Source organism: Arthrobacter sp. KBS0703, from assembly GCF_002008315.2.
Lineage (GTDB): Bacteria > Actinomycetota > Actinomycetes > Actinomycetales > Micrococcaceae > Arthrobacter.
Genome location: NZ_MVDG02000001.1, coordinates 3,472,585 through 3,491,889, shown reverse-complemented (window position 1 = coordinate 3,491,889; position 19,305 = coordinate 3,472,585). Strand labels below are relative to the sequence as shown.

General features: G+C 68.0%; 15 protein-coding genes. 8 read left to right on the top strand and 7 right to left on the bottom strand.

Annotated elements, in window-relative coordinates:
• Nucleotides 1-10: 10 nt before the first annotated feature.
• Nucleotides 11-1,486: an amino acid permease gene (locus tag B1A87_RS16200; protein ID WP_185982348.1), complete on the bottom strand. Its 1,476-nt coding sequence runs from the start codon at nucleotides 1,484-1,486 to the stop codon at nucleotides 11-13.
• Between the two features lie 167 nt (nucleotides 1,487-1,653).
• Nucleotides 1,654-2,571 (bottom strand): SDR family oxidoreductase, encoded by a 918-nt coding sequence (locus B1A87_RS16195; RefSeq protein WP_078029130.1) that lies wholly within the window; start codon nucleotides 2,569-2,571, stop codon nucleotides 1,654-1,656.
• A gap of 164 nt (nucleotides 2,572-2,735) precedes the next feature.
• Here B1A87_RS16195 and B1A87_RS16190 point away from each other — a divergent pair, with 164 nt between their 5' ends.
• The 4 genes from B1A87_RS16190 (at nucleotide 2,736) to B1A87_RS16175 (ending at nucleotide 7,552) form a co-directional block, all read left to right on the top strand.
• The gene (locus tag B1A87_RS16190; protein WP_078029131.1) at nucleotides 2,736-3,572 is read left to right on the top strand and encodes an IclR family transcriptional regulator; all 837 of its coding nucleotides are present in this window, start codon (nucleotides 2,736-2,738) and stop codon (nucleotides 3,570-3,572) included.
• A 202-nt stretch (nucleotides 3,573-3,774) separates the two neighbouring features.
• Nucleotides 3,775-5,472 (top strand): urocanate hydratase, encoded by a 1,698-nt coding sequence (locus tag B1A87_RS16185; RefSeq protein ID WP_078029132.1) that lies wholly within the window; start codon nucleotides 3,775-3,777, stop codon nucleotides 5,470-5,472.
• Between the two features lie 88 nt (nucleotides 5,473-5,560).
• A complete protein-coding gene (hutH, locus tag B1A87_RS16180) occupies nucleotides 5,561-7,153 on the top strand; it encodes a histidine ammonia-lyase (protein ID WP_078029133.1) in 1,593 nt (530 codons plus the stop codon).
• Nucleotides 7,154-7,315: 162 nt separating this feature from the next.
• Entirely contained in the window at nucleotides 7,316-7,552 is a 237-nt protein-coding gene (locus B1A87_RS16175; protein WP_078029134.1) for a hypothetical protein, read from the top strand.
• A 96-nt stretch (nucleotides 7,553-7,648) separates the two neighbouring features.
• On the opposite strand, the gene B1A87_RS16170 is transcribed toward B1A87_RS16175, so the two are convergent.
• The gene (locus B1A87_RS16170; protein WP_185982347.1) at nucleotides 7,649-7,909 is read right to left on the bottom strand and encodes a hypothetical protein; all 261 of its coding nucleotides are present in this window, start codon (nucleotides 7,907-7,909) and stop codon (nucleotides 7,649-7,651) included.
• A 162-nt stretch (nucleotides 7,910-8,071) separates the two neighbouring features.
• Here B1A87_RS16170 and B1A87_RS16165 point away from each other — a divergent pair, with 162 nt between their 5' ends.
• The gene (locus tag B1A87_RS16165; RefSeq protein WP_078029136.1) at nucleotides 8,072-10,336 is read left to right on the top strand and encodes a transglycosylase domain-containing protein; all 2,265 of its coding nucleotides are present in this window, start codon (nucleotides 8,072-8,074) and stop codon (nucleotides 10,334-10,336) included.
• Here B1A87_RS16165 and hutG read toward each other — a convergent pair.
• The gene (gene hutG / locus B1A87_RS16160) at nucleotides 10,333-11,397 is read right to left on the bottom strand and encodes a formimidoylglutamase (RefSeq protein WP_078029137.1); all 1,065 of its coding nucleotides are present in this window, start codon (nucleotides 11,395-11,397) and stop codon (nucleotides 10,333-10,335) included. The two genes, B1A87_RS16165 and hutG, sit on opposite strands and share 4 nt — an antisense overlap.
• Before the next feature lie 88 nt (nucleotides 11,398-11,485).
• Nucleotides 11,486-12,928, bottom strand: coding sequence for an NCS2 family permease (locus B1A87_RS16155; protein WP_078029138.1), 1,443 nt, complete (start codon nucleotides 12,926-12,928; stop codon nucleotides 11,486-11,488).
• Between the two features lie 196 nt (nucleotides 12,929-13,124).
• On the opposite strand from B1A87_RS16155, the gene B1A87_RS16150 reads away from it, so the two are divergent.
• A complete protein-coding gene (locus tag B1A87_RS16150) occupies nucleotides 13,125-13,718 on the top strand; it encodes a copper resistance CopC family protein (protein ID WP_144275845.1) in 594 nt (197 codons plus the stop codon).
• A gap of 28 nt (nucleotides 13,719-13,746) precedes the next feature.
• On the opposite strand, the gene B1A87_RS16145 is transcribed toward B1A87_RS16150, so the two are convergent.
• Nucleotides 13,747-14,376, bottom strand: a complete 630-nt coding sequence (locus tag B1A87_RS16145; protein ID WP_185982410.1) for an FAD-binding protein — start codon at nucleotides 14,374-14,376, stop codon at nucleotides 13,747-13,749.
• Nucleotides 14,377-14,789: 413 nt separating this feature from the next.
• Here B1A87_RS16145 and B1A87_RS16140 point away from each other — a divergent pair, with 413 nt between their 5' ends.
• Together B1A87_RS16140 and B1A87_RS16135 are read left to right on the top strand one after the other, a co-directional pair.
• On the top strand, nucleotides 14,790-15,827 hold the full coding sequence (locus tag B1A87_RS16140) for a universal stress protein (protein WP_078029141.1): 1,038 nt from the start codon (nucleotides 14,790-14,792) through the stop codon (nucleotides 15,825-15,827).
• Between the two features lie 3 nt (nucleotides 15,828-15,830).
• On the top strand, nucleotides 15,831-18,596 hold the full coding sequence (locus B1A87_RS16135; RefSeq protein WP_078029142.1) for a PEP/pyruvate-binding domain-containing protein: 2,766 nt from the start codon (nucleotides 15,831-15,833) through the stop codon (nucleotides 18,594-18,596).
• A gap of 10 nt (nucleotides 18,597-18,606) precedes the next feature.
• Here the strand turns inward: B1A87_RS16135 and B1A87_RS16130 are convergent, their stop codons facing one another.
• Nucleotides 18,607-19,266 (bottom strand): DedA family protein, encoded by a 660-nt coding sequence (locus tag B1A87_RS16130; protein WP_078029143.1) that lies wholly within the window; start codon nucleotides 19,264-19,266, stop codon nucleotides 18,607-18,609.
• Between the last annotated feature and the right edge of the window lie 39 nt (nucleotides 19,267-19,305).

Sequence of the window (19,305 nt, the reverse complement as noted above, 5' to 3'; positions counted from 1 at the left end):
ATCCCCGCCGTCAGCCCCGAACTACGGGCAGCGGTGAAGTTTCGTCCTCAAGGTGGGCCCGCCGTCGTCCGTTCCCCTTGACCCAGAGCCGGTAGGCGAGGAACAGCAGGCCCAGCCAGGCCACGCCCACGTACAGCGCTATGCGGGTGTCCTCGAAAATGCCCAGGACGGCGATCACCATGGCCATGAAGCCGATGTTGAGCGCGGAGGCGGCCGGCCACCAGGGTGACGGGAATTCCGACGCCGGCAGTCCGTCGCGGGCGATCTCGCGCTTCATTGCCACATGGGAGGCCAGGATCATGACCCACACCCAGACGGTGGCGAACGTGGCGATTGAGGCGATCAGGAGGAAGACGTCCTCGGGGATGACCGCATTCAGGACAACGCCCACCAGGAGAATTCCGGCCATCATCACCACCGTCATCCAGGGCACGCCGTGCCGCGATACCCGGCCGAAGCTCTGCGGAGCGTGTCCCTGCCGGGCCAGGCCGAACAGGATGCGGCCGGCGCCGAAAATGTCACTGTTGATCGCCGACAGGGCCGCGGTGATGACCACGGCGTTGAGGATGTGGGGTGCTGCCGGAATGCCCAGGCCGCTGAAGATCTGCACGAACGGGCTGCCGTTGCTGCCGATCTCGTTCCACGGGAAGAGGGACATGAGGACGCCGAGGGTGAGCACGTAGAACAGCAGCACGCGGACAGGCACCGTGTTGACGGCCTGGGGAATCACCTTCTTGGGGTCGGCGGCTTCGCCGGCCGTGATGCCAATGGTTTCGATCCCGCCGAAGGCGAACATCACGACGGCGAAGGACGCCAGGAGCCCCTCGAATCCGTGCGGGAACATTCCGCCGTGCTCCACCAGGTTGCCCAGGCCCGGCGCTGGCGAGGACCCGCCGGCCTGGAACCCGAACGCGAGGATTGCCGCGCCGCCCGCGATCATCGCGATGATCGCCACCACCTTGACCAGGGTGAACCAGAACTCAAGTTCGCCGAACACCTTCACGCTCAGCAGGTTCAGGGCCGCGAGGAGGAAGATGATGGCCAGGACCCAGATCCAGCGCTCCACGGCGGGGAACCAGAAGCCCATGTAGATACTGAAGGCGGTGACATCGGCGATGGCAACGATCGCCATCTCGAACACATACGTCCAGCCGGTCACGAAGCCCGCCAAGGGGCCGAGGTAGCGGCTGGCGTACTGCCCGAACGAGCCCGACACCGGGTGCCTTACTGCCATTTCGCCCAGCGCCCGCATCACCATGAAGACGGCGGCCCCGCCGATCATGTAGGCGAACAGCACGGCGGGCCCGGCTTTCTGGATCGCGGACGCGGATCCGTAGAACAGGCCCGTGCCGATGGCCGAGCCCAGCGCCATGAAGCGGATGTGCCGGACGCTGAGTCCGCGGGTCAGGACGGTTTCCACCGCGGCGGTCGCCGTCCGGATCGCGGCTGCGGGTGCCGTCTTGATGGCGTCTGGTGCTTGCTGCATACGAATACCTTCTCGTCTTTGGGAGGGGGATCGTTTACCAGCAGACCATTTCCGGGGCACACGTGATGAGCCTCACGGCGTACCGGTGTCTTCAATTTCAGACTGTTCGACGGTAGCCATATCCGGCGGTAGCCGCCGTCGGCATTGACCTGAGCGAGCTGGCGCCGTCAGCGGTAACCGGCGGGATCCGCCGGAAGTCCGGCATCCTGGACCTCGGCCAGGTACCGCCAGCAGTCGGGCTGCGAGCCGTCAACATCGGTGAAACCATACTCGCGGGCCAGTCCGCCGGAGGAGTACGAGCCGCCGTTGCGGAGATGCAGTTCCGGGTCCGCCGCGAGTGCGGCCACTGCACGGCCGACGAAGCGGGGGCTTTCGGAGATCGCGGCGAAGTGCGGGTTCACTGCTGCCCCGTCGCGCCAGTTCGCTTCCGTCACGCCGTAGTGTTCGAGCATCATTTCCGAGCGCATCCACCCGGGCGTGAGGGCCAGCGCCGTGCATCCGAAAGGTTTCAGCTCCTCGGCCTGGCTGAAGGCGAGGCGGAGGACGGCGGACTTTGCCAGGTCGTAGAACGCGGAAAGCCGGTAGTGCGCCGCGTTGTAGTCCCGGGTCCCGTCCGTCATCTCCACCACGAGCCCGCCAGGGCGACGGATGAGCAGGGGGAGCGCGAAATGACTGGTGACCAGGTGCGTGTCCACGGCGCCGTGCAGCATTTTCAGGCCGGCATCGAGGTTGTGCTCCCACAGCGGCGTATTCCACTCGATGAGGTTCTCGCCGCCCCACACGTCGTTGACCAGGATGTCCAGCCGCCCGCGTTCGGCGTCAATCCGGCGGATCAGTTGTTCCACTTCTGCGGCACTGAGGTGGTCGACGGCGGCGGCGATGCCGGTCCCGCCGGCGGAGGTCACCATCGCGGCCGTCTCCTCGATGGTTTCGGCGCGGTTGTAGGCGGACCTGCGGTCCTTGGTGGTGCGGCCTGTGCAGTAGACGATGGCGCCTGCTTCGCCCAGCGCCACAGCGGTGCCTCGCCCGGCCCCGCGGGTGGCACCGGCAACCAGGGCGACTTTCCCAGCCAGCGGTGAGTCCATGCCTAACGCTACCTCCGGCGCCCGCCGGTGGAACATGCGGCAATTGTCTGGTATTCCGGACAGGTAGGTCTTCGCTTCGACCCGCAGGTCAGTCCCGAAGGTGCACGCTTAAGTACGGTATCCCGGACACGAGCCCCGCACGGGACCGGAACGACGGAGGAAAAATGGCAGACACCCCGGCGCCGCAGGCAGCGGTGCGGGCACCGAAGGCGGCTGCAAAGGCGACGTCGAAGGTGCCGGCGGCCGAAAACACCCTCAGGATCCTCAAACTGCTGGCCTCAAGGCGGGGCCCGATGGCGGCGTCGAACATTGCCACTGCGCTAGGACTGCCGCGTTCGAGTGTCTACCACCTCCTGGGGGTGATGGAGGCCAACGGCTTTGTCCTGCACCTGCACGAGGAACAGCGCTATGGCCTCGGCATCAGCGCCTTCGAACTGAGTTCCGCCTACTCGCGGCAGGAGCCGCTGTCCCGGCTGGGGCGGCCCGTGCTCGCTTCCCTCGTGGACGCGATCGGCGAGAGCGCGCACCTTGCGGTGCTGCACGGTCGGGACGTGCTGTACATCGTGGAGGAGCGCGCAAAGAACCGGCCGTCGCTCGTGACCGACGTCGGCGTGCGGCTGCCGAGCCACCTCACCGCCAGCGGGCGGGCCATCCTCGCCGCGCTGCCCAAGTCCCAGGTCCGGGCGCTGTATCCCAATGCCGCCGCGTTCAGCGCCCGGCACGAGGTGGAGGGGGCCATCATGAAGTACTCGGCTCTCTCCTCGCACCTGGACCAGGTCCGCCAGCGCGGCTACGCCACGGAACACGGCGAGGTGACGCCCGGCTTCGGTTCCATCGCCGCCGCCGTCACGGACCACCTGGGATGGCCGACGGCGGCAGTCGCCGTGACCTTCCTCGAGGACAAGCTCCCGGCTGACCAGTGGCCGGCGCTCGCCGCGCGCGTGCAGAAGGTCGCCGACGAGCTCTCCGTCCGCATCCACGGCCGCCGGCAACCCGCCTGACAACCCCACCCCCGGTTGAGCTATCACTTTGGGCTGTCATTCGCCCGTTTTAGCCACCGGGAGTGATAGCGCAACGGGGGGAGGGGTGCGTCTGGAATCCCGGACAGCACCGGCCTGAACCCCCTGTTTCCGGGGCCCGGGACAGGCTTTAGTTGATACAGAACCACTTCCCCGAACCACTGAACACACGAAGGAGCCCCTCATGGCACCCGCCGATTTCACCACCGGTGCCCGCCCGGTCAAAGCTGCCCGCGGTACCGAGCTCACCGCCAGGTCCTGGCAGACGGAAGCCCCGCTGCGGATGCTGATGAACAACCTGGACCCGGAGGTTGCCGAGCGCCCGGATGACCTGGTGGTGTACGGCGGGACCGGCCGTGCGGTCCGGTCCTGGGCCGCGTTCGACGCGATCACCCGCACCCTGGAGACCATGGAGAAGGACGAGACGCTGCTGGTCCAGTCCGGCAAGCCGGTGGGTGTGTTCCGGACCAACGAGTGGGCGCCGCGGGTGCTGCTGGCGAACTCGAACCTGGTGGGGGATTGGGCGAACTGGCCCGAGTTCCGCCGGCTCGAGGCCGAGGGCCTGATGATGTACGGGCAGATGACCGCCGGGTCCTGGATCTATATCGGCACCCAGGGCATCCTGCAGGGCACCTTCGAGACCTTCGCCGCGATCGCGCGCAAGCTCACCGGGGACGAGAACGGCACCCTGGCCGGCACGCTGACCCTCACCGGCGGTTGCGGCGGCATGGGCGGGGCCCAGCCGCTCGCCGTCACGCTGAACGAGGGCGCCTGCCTGATTGTCGACGTCGACGAGACCCGGCTGCGCCGCCGGGCCGGCAAGCGCTACCTCGACGAGGTCGAGACCGACCTGGACGCCGCGATCGCGAAGGTCCTGGCGGCCAAGGCCGAGCGCCGCGGCTGGTCGGTCGGGTATGTGGGCAACGCCGCGGAGGTCTTCCCGGAGATCCTGCGCCGCCACAATGCCGGGGAGCTGACCGTGGACATCGTCACGGACCAGACCAGTGCGCATGACCCGCTCTCCTACCTGCCCGAGGGCATCACGGTCGCCGAATGGCACACCGAGGCCGCGGCGGATCCGGAAGGGTTCACCAAGAAGGCCCAGGCCTCGATGGCGAAGCAGGTCCAGGCCATGGTGGAGTTCCAGGACGCCGGCGCCGAGGTCTTCGACTACGGCAACTCCATCCGTGACGAGGCCCGCACGGGCGGCTATGACCGGGCGTTCGAGTTCCCCGGGTTCGTCCCGGCCTACATCCGGCCGCTGTTCTGCGAGGGCCTGGGCCCGTTCCGCTGGGTCGCGCTCTCCGGGGACCCGGAGGACATCGCGGTCACCGATGCGGCGATCAAGGAGCTCTTCCCGGAGAACAAGCACCTGCACCGCTGGATCGACGCCGCGCAGGAACGGGTGGAGTTCGAGGGCCTGCCGGCGCGGATCTGCTGGCTCGGCTACGGCGAACGCGCCAAGGCCGGCCTGCTCTTCAACCGGCTGGTCAAGGAGGGCAAGGTCAAGGCGCCCATCGTGATCGGCCGCGACCACCTCGACTCCGGCTCCGTCGCCTCCCCGTACCGCGAGACCGAGGCCATGGCCGACGGCTCCGACGCGATTGCCGACTGGCCGCTGCTGAACGCGCTGCTCAACACCGCCTCGGGCGCGACCTGGGTCTCGATCCACCACGGTGGCGGCGTCGGCATCGGCCGGTCCATCCACGCCGGCCAGGTCTCCGTGGCCGACGGCACCGACCTCGCCGCGCAGAAACTCGAGCGCCTCCTGACCAACGACCCGGGCATGGGCGTGATCCGCCACGCCGACGCCGGCTACGACCGCGCCCTCGAGATAGCCAACGAACGCGGCGTCCGCATCCCCATGAAAGAAAACCGCTAACCAACCGCTGGTCGAGCTTGTCGAGATCGAGGTTCGACAGGCTCAACCAGCGGTCCTCAGGCTCAACCACCAGAATTAAGTAGGGATCATGACTCTCACCACCCACGAACCGCTGACCGTTACTCTCGGCTCCAGCGGGGTCACCCCCGAGGACGTTGTCGCCGTCGCACGCCACAACGCCAAGGTGGCCATCTCTCCGGAAGCGCTGGCCACCGTCGCCAAGGTCCGCGCCCACATCGACGAACTCGCCTCCAGCGACGTCCCCGCATACGGCATCTCCACGGGCTTCGGGGCCCTCGCCAACCGGCACATCCCCAACGAGCTGCGCACACAGCTGCAGAAGTCGCTCATCCGCAGCCACGCCGCCGGCATGGGCCCGGCCGTCGAACGCGAAGTGGTCCGCGGCATCATGTTCCTCCGTGCCAAGACCCTCGCCTCCGGCCGCACCGGCGTCCGCCCGGTGGTCCTGCAGACGATGGTGGACGTGCTCAACGCCGGCATCACCCCGGTGGTCCGCGAATTTGGCTCGCTGGGCTGCTCCGGCGACCTCGCGCCGCTCTCGCATTGCGCCCTGGTGCTCATGGGCGAAGGCGAAGCCACCGGACCCGACGGCGTGCTGTACGGCGGCAAGGACTGCCGCCCCGTGTCCGAGCTCCTCGCCGACCACGGCATTGAGCCCGTCGTCCTGGCGGAGAAGGAGGGCCTGGCACTCGTGAACGGCACCGAGGGCATGCTGGGCATGCTCCTCATGGCCATCGCGGATCTCCGCCAGTTGCTGACGACGGCGGACATCACCGCCGCGCTCAGCGTCGAGGCGCTGCTCGGCACGGACCAGGTGTTCCTCCCCGAGCTGCACGCGGCCCTGCGGCCGCACCCCGGCCAGGCCGCCAGCGCGGACAACATGCTGCGCGTGCTGTCCAATTCCCCGATCGTTGCCTCACACCGCGTCGGCGACTCCAGGGTCCAGGACGCCTACTCGCTGCGCTGCGCACCGCAGGTTGCCGGCGCGGTCCGCGACACCGTGGACCACGCGGACCTGGTGGCTTCCCGCGAACTGGCGGCGGCCATCGACAACCCCGTGGTCCTCCCGGACGGCCGGGTGACCTCCAACGGCAACTTCCACGGTGCCCCCGTGGCGTACGTCCTCGACTTCCTGGCGATCGCCGTGGCCGATTTGAGTTCCATCGCCGAGCGCCGCACCGACCGCATGCTGGATCCGGCGCGTTCGCACGGGCTCCCGGCATTCCTCGCCGCCGATCCCGGCGTGGATTCGGGGCTCATGATCGCGCAGTACACCCAGGCCGGGCTGGTCTCGGACAACAAGCGGCTGGCGGTGCCGGCTTCCGTGGACTCCATCCCGAGCTCCGCCATGCAGGAGGACCATGTGTCCATGGGCTGGCACGCCGCCCGGAAACTCAGGAAGTCCGTCGAGAACCTGCGCCGCGTCCTGGCGATCGAACTGGTGACGTCCGCCCGCGCCCTCGACATGCGCACCCAGCTCTCCGGCGGCCAGCTGACTCCGGGACCGGCGGGCGCCGCGGTGGTCGCTGCGCTCCGCGGCGTCGTCGAGGGCCCGGGGGCCGACAGGTTCCTCTCACCGGAACTGGAAGCAGCCGATGTGCTGGTCGCCTCCGGCGAGGTCAGGGCGGCGGCCGAATCCGCCGTCGGAATCCTTGCCTAAAGGTGAACAATCTGCGCCGCCGGCAAACATTTGCCGGCGGCGCCGAAATACTCTGCAACGCTCCACGCACGGGCTCGCGGATTGTAGTAGAACTGAAGGTGTAGTGAAAGTCACATCAAAGACGCTGTGGCAGAGAACATCCACAAAGGGGTAGAAGTTCAAATGAAAGCACGCGGGGCAGTCCTGTCCAGGCGCATCGCACACACGGCCACGGTTTCCGATTGGGGATCGTTGCACGCGGGCGAGCGGGTCGAAATCATCAAGCACGCGCATGTTATTGCCGCAGGCGAGGTGGAGGAAGTCTCACGGAGCGGAAACGTTCTGTGGCTCGTCAGCAGCGGGATCTCCGAGACGCAGCTCTTCATGAAGTCCGACGGCGTGCAGGTCCGACGGACGTAAGCCAGGCAAACAAAAGCCCCCGACCCTGGGATCATCCGGCCGATTAAGGCACTGGATGAGACCAGAGGCGGGGGCTTTTTGCTTTGTTGGGCCGTGCTAGGCTGCGATGTCCTCGTGGGTTTCGCCAAAGGGGACCGACTCGTCGAGGGCCACCTTGTAGCGGCCCGGTTCGAGGCGCGTGACCCTGATGCCGCAGTTGCCGTCCTGGGCTGCCGTTTCGATCAGGGCTTCCACCGCATTCTCCAAGCCCTCGTGGACCTGGTCCGCGCTGGTGAAGGCCAAATCGATGGACCGGGAATCCGAGGAGCCTGCCGCGTTTGAAGGAGCGGTTGGGCGCTCCATAGTTGCTGTGCTCATGTACTGACTTTCTGTGATTCGTGCCGAGACTGCAGCCCATTCTAGCCGCCTGGGGCAATAAACGTAAGATGACTGGCATTTGACGGCTGCCAGGACCGGGTTTGTCGAGCATGGGCCGGCGGGTATTCTAAGTTCACTTCCGACGTTTGGTGAGCTGACTTCATGGCAGGCAAAAGCTTTGTATTCCGGACGGCGCGGGCCTTGGCGGCGATGCTGGGATTCGTGATCGTCAGCGGCATCTGCGGCGTTTTGGTGGCCAGCTTCCTGGTTCCGGGCGCCGCCATCGCGGGCACCACAGTCAGCAAGTCGATCTCCTATTTCAAGGGCCTCCCCACTGAACTTGTAGTTCCCACGCCGGCGCAGACCACCAGGATGGTGACGGCGGACGGGAAGCTGATCGCCACGTTCTACGCGGAAAACCGGGTGCGGGTCCCGCTGAAGCAGATGTCCCCGTTCATCCGGGACGCCGTGGTGGCCATCGAGGACAGCCGCTTCTACGAGCACAGCGGTGTGGATGCGCAGGGCGTTCTCCGGGCCCTGGCCAGCAACCTGACGCGCGGCGAGCGGCAGGGGGCCTCGACCCTGACCCAGCAGTACGTCACCAACGTGGCCAACGAGACCCTGATTTCAGCCGGCCGCGAGGACCAGGTGGTGCTCAGCGGGCAGAAAAGCGTGGGGGACAAGCTCCGCGAAATGCGGTTGGCGATGGCGCTGGAGAAGAAGTTCACCAAGGACCAGATCCTCGAGGGCTACCTCAACATCGTCTTCTTCAACCGGACAGCCTACGGAATCGAAGCGGCGGCCCGGTACTTCTACAGTGTGCCGGCCAGCAAACTGACCCTTCCCCAGGCGGCGCTGCTCGCGGGGCTGGTGAACAGCCCCAGCTTCTATGATCCCGTGGCCAACCCCAAGAACTCCATCGCCCGGCGCAACCAGGTCCTGGCGGCAATGCTCAGCCAGGGCAAGATCACCAAGAAACAGCATGACGCCGCTGTGGCCACGGGCGTGGGGCTGAAGGTCGCGCCCTCTCAGCAGGGCTGCGCCGCGGCCACCATAGCGCCCTACTTCTGTGATTACGTCACCCACCTGATCCTCAACAGCCCCGCGTACGGGGCGGACACGGCAGCGCGCGAGCAGAAGCTCTACCGCGGCGGATTGACCATCACCACCACTTTGGACAGCCGGCTGCAGGAAAAGGCGCAGGCGCAGGTGAACGCCACGGCAGGGGCAAACCCCGCCAAGTGGGGCGCCGCGCTGGTCACGGTCCAGCCGGGCACGGGCAAAATCCTCGCCATGGCGCAGAACACCGTCTTTTTGCCGCAGCGCGGAAGGTTCGATACCCAGCTGAACTTCAATGTGGACTCCACGGACCCCGACGGCAATGACCTCAACGGCGCCGGCGGATTCCAGCCCGGATCCACGATGAAACCGTTCACGTTCGCCGAATGGCTGCATCAGGGGCGGGTCATGACGGAGGTGGTGGATGCTTCGCGGCGGGAGTACCCGCTGGGATTCCGCTGGCGGTCCTCCTGCGGGAAGGTGCTCGGCGCCTACAGCAGCAAGCAGAATAAGGCGGGCCTGGAAGCGGCCGAGGACCTGCAGAATGCCTCCGCCGGCTACTACCGGAAGATGCCGGCCGACTACGGCCTCTACAACTCCATCAACACCGCAACGTTTGCCGAGGCGGCGCAGCTGGACTTCTGCGGGATCCAGAACATGGTCAATGCGGTGGGCCTGCACAGCGGACTCGACGGGAGCCCCATCAACATGCACCAGCTGGGCAACCTGCTCGGCGGCACCGGAGTGTCCCCGCTGTCCATGGCCAACGCCTTCGCCACGTTTGCCGCCGACGGCCGGTATTGCACGCCGTTCGCACTCCTTCGCGTGGCGGACGTCGCCGGGCAGAAACTTCCCGACCAGGCGCCGGAATGCCGCAGCGCCGTGGACCGGGACATCGCCCGGGGCGTGAACAAGGCGCTGCAGGACATGCTCGCGAAGGGCTCGGGAATCTATATCAACCCCAAGGTCCAGAGCCTTGTGCCGGTGGCCGCCAAGACCGGCACCAACAACAACAACGGCGCCAGCTGGGTGGTGGGCTACACCACCGGCCTGGCCACGGCCTCCTTCTTCGGCGATGCCCTGGAGGGCCAGCAGCGGCCCGGCCGGAACCTCACTATCAACGGCAAGTTCTACTCGCGGATTGACGGCTACATGATCGCCGGCCCGCAGTGGGCGAATTACATGCTCCAGGTGGCAGGGCTGTATCCGGCCGCTGCGTTCCCCAAGCCGCCGGCGGCCATCGTCACAAAGCCTGCTCCCAAGCCGGCGCCGAAACCGGCACCGACACCGACGCCGCGCTCATCGGCAAGCCCGCGCGCGTCCGCGGGCCCTCCCGCCGCCAGTCCTCCCGTCCGCGCAAAGGGTTAGTCCGGCAGGCCCGTGCCCTGGCTTGCCGCTGCCGTCCTGCCCAAGAGGGTGTTGACCAGGCGCGCCGCCACCCGGGCCGTGCGGTTGTCAATGTCGAAGGAGGGGTTCAGTTCCGCCACGTCGGCGTGCAGCAGTTTCCCGCTCGCGCACACCTGCCGGCACACGGCACTGATCACCGGCAACGGGACGCCGAACGCCGCCGGGGCGCTCACTCCAGGGGCCACGGACGCCGGCAGGACGTCCAGATCGATGGTCAGGTACAGGACGTCGACGTCGGCCAGGAAGTCCGCCACGAACGCCTGCACGGCGTCCGGCGCACAGTCCTCGTCCAGGAGGTACTTCACGCCCAGTGCGCGGGCCGTGCTGAACAGCGCTCCCGTGTTGTTCGGTTCGGAAATCCCGACGACGGCGTACTTCAGTTCGCGCCCCGCGGCGGCTTCCGCCCGGGCCATCTGGAGGAACGGCGTGCCAGAACCGGGCACGGCCTCGTCGCGGAGATCGAAATGGGCGTCCAGGTTCAGCACCCCCAGGCGCCGTCCGTCGCGTACGGCCCGGGAACCGGCGACGCCGAGGTAGCTCGCGAACGCTGTCTCGTGGCCGCCGCCGAGCACCACGGTGAGGTTGCCGGCGTCGAGCAGTGCCGCGACCGCCACCCCGGCCCGGGCCTGGCCTGCCGCGAGTTCGCCGTCCCGGACGGTCACGTCACCGGCGTCGAGGATGGGCCGGTCCAGGTGGAAGGCCAGCGGGCCCAGCGCAGTGCGGATGGCGGCGGGCGCCTTCGCGGCACCGGTCCGTCCCTTGTTGTTCCGGACGCCCTCGTCGCTGCAGAAGCCCAGCAGCACGGCCGGCCGGGAACTGCCCGGAGAGGTTGTGCCGGCGGCCGCGCCGCCAGGCGGGGTGACCCTGACCGGCGGGTCGGCGCGGAGCGGACTGCGCTGGTGCCGGGCGGCCGCGTATGGAACCACCGCCTGCCACCAGCGGCGGTGCGCTTCGCCGTCGCCGTCGAAACGGCCGCTCCACGGCGGCGGAGGGGCATCGACGGAAAGCGCGGGAAAATCCATGCTTCAAGCTCACCGCACAGGGCCGGACAATGCCAGCAGCGCCGGGGTCGTACTGTCTGGAATCCCGGAACCGCGCAACGGGAAGAGGCTAGAGCATTCCGAGGGCCTGCTCGATGGGCCCGATGCCGAAGAACAGGACAAAAGCGGCGGCCACCGCCCACATGAGCGGGTGGACCTCCCGCGCACGGCCCTGGAACGTCCGGATGACGACGTAGGAGATGAATCCCGCGCCAAGGCCGTTCGCGATCGAGTAGGTGAACGGCATCAGGGTGAACGTGAGGAAGGCCGGCAGGGCGATGCCCCAGTCCTTCCAGTCGATCTTGTCCACCTGGGCCACCATCATGAAGCCGACCACCACCAGGGCGGGTGCCACGGCTTCGAACGGCACCAGGTTGATGAGCGGGGTGAAGAACATGGCCACCAGGAACAGCAGGCCGGTCACAATCGAGGCGAGGCCGGTCCGCGCGCCTTCACCGATGCCGGCGCCGGACTCGACGTAGATCTGGTTGGAGGACACGGACGCGCCGCCGCCCACGATGGCGCCGAGGGCGTCGACCTGCAGCACCCGGTCGACGTCGGGGATGTTGCCCGCTTTGTCCACGGTTCCGGCCTCGTTGGCCAGGCCAACCATGGTGCCCATGGCGTCGAAGAAGATGCTGAGCAGGATCACGAACGCCAGCAGGGTTGCGGCCACGAAGCCCAGGTGGTCGAAGGCGCCGATCGGGTTGGCCTTGCCGATCAGCGAGAGGTCCGGGGCGGCCCACTCGGTGAACTTGGGGGCAACCAGGGACCAGCCCTGCGGGTTGACGTTCTTGCCGTCGAAGCTCGGGCCGATGTGCAGGGTGAATTCCAGGATCACGGACAGGATGGTGGACGCGATAATGCCGATGAGGATGGCGCCCTTGACGTTGCGGACCAGGAGGCCGATGGTCAGGATGAGCCCGAAGACGAACACCAGCGTGGGCCAGCCGAGGAGCTTGCCGTCAACCCCGAGACCCACCGGCACCGTGGTTCCGGCAGCATCCGGGATGCGGCGCACGAAGCCGGCGTTGACCAGCCCGATCAGGGCGATGAAGAGGCCGATGCCCACCACGATCGCCGTCTTGAGCCCGTCCGGAACCGCCTTGAACACGGCGGTCCGGAAGCCCGTGAGGACCAGGATCAGCATGGTGACCCCGGAGAGGACCACGAGCCCCATCATGTCCGGCCAGGTCAGTCCAGGGTTGGTCGCGACGGTGACGGCCACGAAAGCGTTGACGCCGAGGCCGGTGGCCATCGCGAACGGGTGCTTGGCCCACGCTCCCATGAGGATGGTCAGGACGCCCGCCGCGAACGCGGTGGTGGCGGCGACGGCGGGAAAGCCCAGGGTGGCGCCGGAGGAGTCGGGACCGGACAGGATCAGCGGGTTCAGCACCACGATGTAGCTCATGGCGAAGAACGTGGCAAAACCGCCGCGGATCTCGCGGGAGTAGTTTGACCCCCGTTCGGAAATCTTGAAATACCGGTCCAGTGCAGAGCCCTGCTTAAGCATTAGTCCTCCGGGGGTTTTGGGGTTGGTTGAATCCTATTGGGCGGCAAGGGGCCTTCCCGGCATTTTCGCCTAGTCTGTAAGGAAGCCAACACAAGGGAGAAGTCCGTCCATGCGTTCCACCCGTCAGCTGCTAAGCGCCGTCCTGGGCGCGCTCGCCTTCGCAGCCCTGCTTCTCACCGCCGCCCGGCCGATCTAGATGTGTATAAGAGACAGCGATGCCGCCGAGGCCAGCAGCCCGGCCGACGGCGCCACGGTGGCCACGCCGCCGGGGAAGGTGTCCATCACCTTCAACAGGAATCCGCTGGGGCTCGGCTCGCAGGTCAGGGTCAGCGACTCCGCCGGAACTGACTGGGCGGACGGCAAGGTGGAAATCGTCGACAACGTGGCCTCGCAGAAACTGCGGGAGGGCGCCCCGGCGGGCAAATACACGGTGGAATGGCGCGTGGTCAGTTCGGACTCGCACCCCATAGAGGGGACGTTCACGTTCACGGCAACGACCGGGGCCGCGGGATCGACGGCGGCAGTCCCGGTTCCCACGGCCGGCAAGCCCCAGCCGGGCATCACCCCCGCACCGGAAAAGGTCCCTGACGCTTCGGAGCCGTTCCCGTGGAGCGTCGTGGTGTTCGCCGTGGTGGCGCTCGGGCTGCTCGTGACACTTGGGGTACTGGCCCGCCGGAGGCTGGGCGCCGGCAATGACCAGGAGGGCCCGGACGCCGGGGAGGCATCCGATGCCGAGGATAACGACGCCGGTGCCCGCCCCGGCGGGTCCGGCGGCCAGGGGGCACAGTAGGCCGGCCGCCAGGCCGGTGCCGTTGCCGTCAGGCCGGTGCCGGGAGGGCCGCGAAGCGTCCCGTCAGCACTGACGGGACGCTGTCCGGGTAGACCTTGGCCGCGATGGCCTGGCCCACCACCTTCGCCTGCCGCAGGACTTCCTTGGGCGTCGGGGTGATCAGCTCTCCCACACCCACCAGGTAGATACCGATGGCGCGCATGGCCGACACAAGGTTCTGGCCCACGGAGATGCCGAGGTCGGTGAGCATGCGGCGCAGTTGGCTGTGGGCGCAGCGGGTCAGCACAATGTGGTCGGCCAGCAGGACGCCGTCGGGGGTATGGACGGCCCAGCGGAGCGAAGCCTCCGCCGTTCCCCCGCCCATCTTGTCCAGGTGAACGGCGGCGGTGCCGTTTCGGATGTCCAGATGGTGGCTCGAAGCATAATTGCGCAGGTGGCGCAGGATTTCGTTGCGCTCCTGAAGGGAGGATGCCCCGGCTGCGTCGCACCGCTGCAGGGGCGCTGTCTGGGACGCCTGCCCGGTGCCGGGCGCTTCAAGCCTGCTGACGGTGATCGAGTCCACGCCCCGCCGTCGGAGCTCCGTGGCGATGGCCAGGCCGGGAAGGCCGGCGCCGATGACCACGGTGGTGGTCCGTTCAGCCCCGCTGAGACCAGGCATGCTTGACACTAAGCTTCCTCCTCGAAAATTTTCGAAGCACAGGGCGTCTGCGCCCTGCACGGTCCGCTGCCCCAGCAAGCAGACACAAAATATCGTCCGGATGTGTTCTGAAACACAAATCTCGGATCAACAGTGCCTCGAAGACTACAGAATTTTTCGGCCTCTGGATAGCCCGCCGGAAACAATGGGCCGGTGACCAGCGCGGGGGCTTCGGGCCGCGGTTGGACCCGTGCGCCCGGCCGCCGGAAAGGGCCACCGGGCCTTCTTGCTAACAAGTCGCCGACCGAGAATAGTTGGACTTGAAAGCAGGCCTGACGCAACCGGGAACTGAAGGCCTGCCGGTGACGGCGAAAGTCCCTGCTTCTGGCAGAATAGCCGCATCATCAGGGCAGTATCGCGAGGAGGCGGACCGAATGGACGCACACGAGTTGCATCCGGACCCGGCACGGCCTGGCGACGGACGGGCCGCCAGGCCCGAGGGGATCGTAGTCGGCGTCGACGGTTCAGATCATGGGCAGTGTGCCCTGGTGTGGGCGGCCCGCGAAGCCGAGCGCCGCCGTCATCCGCTCCATATCGTCACCGCCTACTCCGTGCCCATCTTCGCGGCGTCCGGACTCGACGGCGGCTATGCCACCGTGGACGATTCGGTGATCCGCGAGGGCGCCGAAGCCATCCTGCAGCACGCGGTGGACAAAGTGGCCGGCTACAACATCGACGTCAGCGCCTCGGTTGAAAACGGGGACGCTTCCGGCGTGCTGCTGGAAATTTCGGAATCCGCGGAACTGCTGGTCGTCGGGACCCGCGGCCGGGGCGGTTTTGTGGGACGGCTCCTCGGTTCCGTGAGCAGCGCCCTGCCCGCCCACTCCAAATGCCCCACGGTTACGGTTCCCCTGATTTGCGCAAACCGGCTGGGTGAAACCACGCAGGACAAACATGTCCGGGCGGAACAGGCCAAGGCAGGATCCGGCCCGGTGGAAAACGTGGTGGTAGTGGGCGTGGACGGCTCTGAACAGGCCCGCGTCGCCGTCCTCGAGGCAGCCGCCCAAGCCGAGCGGCTGGCGGCACCGCTTCGGGTGATCTGCGCCGTGCCCCAGTACAGCGGATCCCTGGCGTGGGTTCCGGCGCCGTTGGACAGGGAGGCCCTGTTTGCGGATATCCAGGTCCAGCTGAAGGCCGGCGTCGCCTGGCTGCAGAGCCACTACCCACGGCTGACCATCGAAACCCGGCTCGTGGACGGTTCGCCCGTGGAGGTGCTCGTCGAAGCCAGCCGCCACGTTGAGCTGGTTGTCGTCGGCACGCGCGGGCGCGGCGGGTTCACCGGTATGCTCCTGGGCTCCACCTCCGACGGCGTCCTGCACCACGCCAAGAGCCCCGTGATGGTGGTGCCGGACAGGGAGGACCCCCGGCTCGCCGACCGTGCCAGTTTCGGGCCGATGCTCGGCGCCGCATAGGCCATGAGCGGGCGGGTGCTCGGCCTCGGAGACCTCAACGCACATATGCTGCCGCAGGTGGGCGGGAAGGCCGCCAACCTGGGCGAGCTGCTCTCCGCCGGGTTGCCCGTGCCGGACGGCTTCTGCCTCACCACCGGCGCCTACGCCGAAGCGTCGGCCCCCCTGGGCCTCGGCGCGGTGCACGGGGACCTGCTGGCCACCCCGGCGGACCACCTGGACACCCTGGCCGAGCTCGCTGCCCGGGCCCGAAAGATCATCACCGCGGCCGAACTGCCGCCGGAGATCGCCGGCGAGGTGCTGTCCGCCTATGAGGCGCTGGGCTCCGGACAGGGACCAGGCGTTCCGGTCGCGGTCAGGTCGTCGGCCACAGCCGAGGATCTCCCCTTCGCCAGTTTTGCCGGCCAGCAGGACACCTACCTGAACGTTGTGGGCGCGGATGCGTTGCTGGCGGCAGTCCGGGACTGCTGGGCTTCCCTGTGGACGGACCGTGCCGTCGCCTACCGCGCCAGCCGCAGCATTGACCCGTCCACGGTGACGCTCGCCGTCGTCGTCCAGCGCATGGTGGACGCCGCGGCAGCCGGGGTCATGTTTACGGCGAACCCGGTGACCGGCCGGCGCCGGGAATCCGTGATTGATGCCAGCCCGGGGTTGGGCGAGGCCGTGGTGTCCGGTGCCGTGAACCCTGACCATTTTGTGGTGGACACCGCGACCGGAAGGATCCTGGAGCGCCGGATCGGAGACAAACGCCTGGTCATCCGCGCGCTGTCCGGGGGAGGCACGGAAAGCATCGACCAGGCGGCCGCGGGGGACATGCCCTGCCTGACGGACGTGCAGGTCCGTGAGCTCGCCGCGCTGGGAGCCAAAGCCGAGGAGCACTACGGGGCGCCGCAGGACACGGAGTGGGCGATCGACGCCGCCGGCAAGGCCTGGCTGACCCAGTCCCGTCCCATCACCACGCTGTACCCGCTGGCGGACAAGGTGCTGCGCGGCGAGGTGTCGGAGTACGACGCGCGGATTTTCCTGTGCTTCAGCCTGGCCCAGGGGCTGACCCGGCCCATCACCCCCATGGGGCTCGCCGCCTTCCGCCGCATCACGGCCGGCGTGGCGGCGGAAGCAGGCTTCGACGTTCCCGATCCGCGGAACGGGCCCCCTCCCTATGCCGAAGCAGGCCAGCGCATCTTCTTCGACCTGACAACCGTGGCACGGAGCACGGTGGGCCGGCGGATCGTCCCCCGGGTATTCGACATCATGGAGTCGCGCTCCGCGATGCTCCTGCGCCAGATGTTCGCCGACCCCCGGTTCTCGATCACCCGCCGCACGCCCTGGGGCCTGATCAAACACGTGGCACCGGTGGCCGTGCGCGCCCGGGTGCCGGAAACACTCTTACGGGCGCTGTTCCGGCCGGAAGCAGCGCTGCGGCGCGTGGACCGGTTCACCAAAGAGTTCAACAAGTCGATCGCACTGCCAGGCGGCGCATCGCCCCGGCAGCGGCTGGACCACGCGGAGCAGGTGCTCTCCCGGCTGTTTCCCAATGTCCCGGCCATCATCCCGCTTCCCGCGCTCGGCTTTGCGATGCTGGCCCTCGCCGGAAAGCTGCTCAGGGGCGGCACGCGGCAAGGACAGGGTCAAGGACAGGGACCAGGGCAGGGGGAGGCCGGGCGCGAGGCGTGGGCCGAGCTCCAGCCGGTTCTCCGCGGACTGCCCAACAACGTCACTACGGAGATGGACCTGGACCTGTGGCGGCTTGCCACGGCCATCCGTGCCGACGCCGAATCCGCGCAGCTGCTGATCGGCCAGCCGCCCGCGCTGCTTGCCCAGCGGTTCAGTGCCGGCGAACTGCCGGCCGTGGCGCAGTCCGGCCTGGCCGGATTCCTCGAACGGTTCGGGCACCGGGCTGTTGCGGAAATCGACGTCGGGATGCCGCGGTGGCGGGACGACCCCACCCACATCCTGGGTGTCCTGGCCAACTACCTGCGGCTGGATGACCCCGCTCTCGCCCCGGACCGGCAGTTCAGCCGTGCGGAAGCCGAAGCGGAGGCACAAGTGGCGCGGCTGGTGGCGGAGGCCAGCTCCCGGGGCCGACTCCGCGGGATGATGGTCCGGGCCGCGCTCCGGCGGGCCCGGCTATTCGCCGGCCTGCGCGAACTTCCGAAGTACCAGATCGTCGTGGCCCTGGCGGAGGCCCGCCGGCAGCTGGCCGAGGTGGGCAACGCGCTGGCCGCAGAAGGACGGATCGCCCGCGCCGACGACGTCTTCTTCCTGGACTTTGCGGAAACTGCGGACGCGCTGGACGGCGCGGACATGCAGGAGCTCGTGGCGTGGCGGCAAGGGGCCTACTACCTGGAGCTGGAACGGCGCCATATCCCGCGGCTGCTGCTGTCCGACGGGACGGAGCCGGAAACGCTGGCCTCTGCCCCAGGGTCTGCCGCCGAGGGCGCCCTGACGGGGAGCCCGGCGTCGGCCGGCACGGTGACGGCCCCGGCCCGGGTGATCCTGGACCCGGTGGGTGCGCACCTGGAACCGGGCGAGATCCTGGTGGCCCCGTCCACCGATCCCGGCTGGACTCCGCTGTTCCTCACGGCCGGCGGCCTCGTGATGGAAATGGGCGGCCCCAACTCGCACGGCGCCGTGGTGGCCCGGGAGTACGGCATCCCCGCCGTGGTGGGCGTCCCCGACGCCACGTCCGTCCTGCGGACGGGCCAGGAAGTGACGGTCGACGGCGCCGCCGGCACGGTGGTGCCTAGTGGCAGCAAAGTGGCCGGCCCCTGACGACCGGCACTTACTGCGGTTCGTCAGCCGTCTTCCTGCGGCGGATGTACCGGACCACGAGCCACGCCACCACGACTGCCAGCGCCGCATAGACCGCGTAGTTGAGGAAGCGGGAGTACTGCTCCACCATCGAATATTGCTTCCCCAGCAGGACACCCAGCCCGATCAGGGCTCCGTTCCAGATCCCGCTTCCGGCGATGGTGAAGATGCTGAACGTGCCCAGATGCATCTTCTCCGCCCCCGCCGGCAGGGAAATGAGGCTGCGTACGCCGGGAAGCAGCCGGCCGAAAAAGATGGCTGACTTGCCGTGCCGCCGGAACCAGCCTTCCGCGGTCTCGAAGTCCTCCCGCTCCACGAGCGGCAGCTTGGACAGCCACCGGATCGAGCGTTCCAGCCCTACCTTCGCCCCGAGGAAATACAGAGCCAGGGCTCCCGCATAGGCCCCGAGCGTGCTGGTCACGAAGACCAGCGGCAGGCTCAGGGACCCCTGCCGGGTCAGGAATCCCGCGAGCGGAAGAATGACCTCGCTGGGGATCGGCGGGAACACCGTTTCCGCGAGCGTGAACAGCCCCACGCCCCACTCCCCAAGGGAATCAATGAACCGCGCGGCGAAGCCAACAATGCCGGTGAGCTCATCGGCGGACGTGGACATGGCACCAATACTGCTCATTTGCTCAGGCTCCTGAAGCTGGATGACGGCGTCCCATCC

What these genes read in the sequence shown, in the direction of transcription:
- B1A87_RS16200 (WP_185982348.1), bottom strand. Translation starts at nt 1,486, where the DNA reads ATGCAGCAAGCACCAGACGCCATCAAGACGGCACCCGCAGCCGCGATC.
- B1A87_RS16195 (WP_078029130.1), bottom strand. Translation starts at nt 2,571, where the DNA reads ATGGACTCACCGCTGGCTGGGAAAGTCGCCCTGGTTGCCGGTGCCACC.
- B1A87_RS16190 (WP_078029131.1), top strand. Translation starts at nt 2,736, where the DNA reads ATGGCAGACACCCCGGCGCCGCAGGCAGCGGTGCGGGCACCGAAGGCG.
- B1A87_RS16185 (WP_078029132.1), top strand. Translation starts at nt 3,775, where the DNA reads ATGGCACCCGCCGATTTCACCACCGGTGCCCGCCCGGTCAAAGCTGCC.
- hutH (WP_078029133.1), top strand. Translation starts at nt 5,561, where the DNA reads ATGACTCTCACCACCCACGAACCGCTGACCGTTACTCTCGGCTCCAGC.
- B1A87_RS16175 (WP_078029134.1), top strand. Translation starts at nt 7,316, where the DNA reads ATGAAAGCACGCGGGGCAGTCCTGTCCAGGCGCATCGCACACACGGCC.
- B1A87_RS16170 (WP_185982347.1), bottom strand. Translation starts at nt 7,909, where the DNA reads ATGAGCACAGCAACTATGGAGCGCCCAACCGCTCCTTCAAACGCGGCA.
- B1A87_RS16165 (WP_078029136.1), top strand. Translation starts at nt 8,072, where the DNA reads ATGGCAGGCAAAAGCTTTGTATTCCGGACGGCGCGGGCCTTGGCGGCG.
- hutG (WP_078029137.1), bottom strand. Translation starts at nt 11,397, where the DNA reads ATGGATTTTCCCGCGCTTTCCGTCGATGCCCCTCCGCCGCCGTGGAGC.
- B1A87_RS16155 (WP_078029138.1), bottom strand. Translation starts at nt 12,928, where the DNA reads ATGCTTAAGCAGGGCTCTGCACTGGACCGGTATTTCAAGATTTCCGAA.
- B1A87_RS16150 (WP_144275845.1), top strand. Translation starts at nt 13,125, where the DNA reads ATGTGTATAAGAGACAGCGATGCCGCCGAGGCCAGCAGCCCGGCCGAC.
- B1A87_RS16145 (WP_185982410.1), bottom strand. Translation starts at nt 14,376, where the DNA reads ATGCCTGGTCTCAGCGGGGCTGAACGGACCACCACCGTGGTCATCGGC.
- B1A87_RS16140 (WP_078029141.1), top strand. Translation starts at nt 14,790, where the DNA reads ATGGACGCACACGAGTTGCATCCGGACCCGGCACGGCCTGGCGACGGA.
- B1A87_RS16135 (WP_078029142.1), top strand. Translation starts at nt 15,831, where the DNA reads ATGAGCGGGCGGGTGCTCGGCCTCGGAGACCTCAACGCACATATGCTG.
- B1A87_RS16130 (WP_078029143.1), bottom strand. Translation starts at nt 19,266, where the DNA reads ATGAGCAGTATTGGTGCCATGTCCACGTCCGCCGATGAGCTCACCGGC.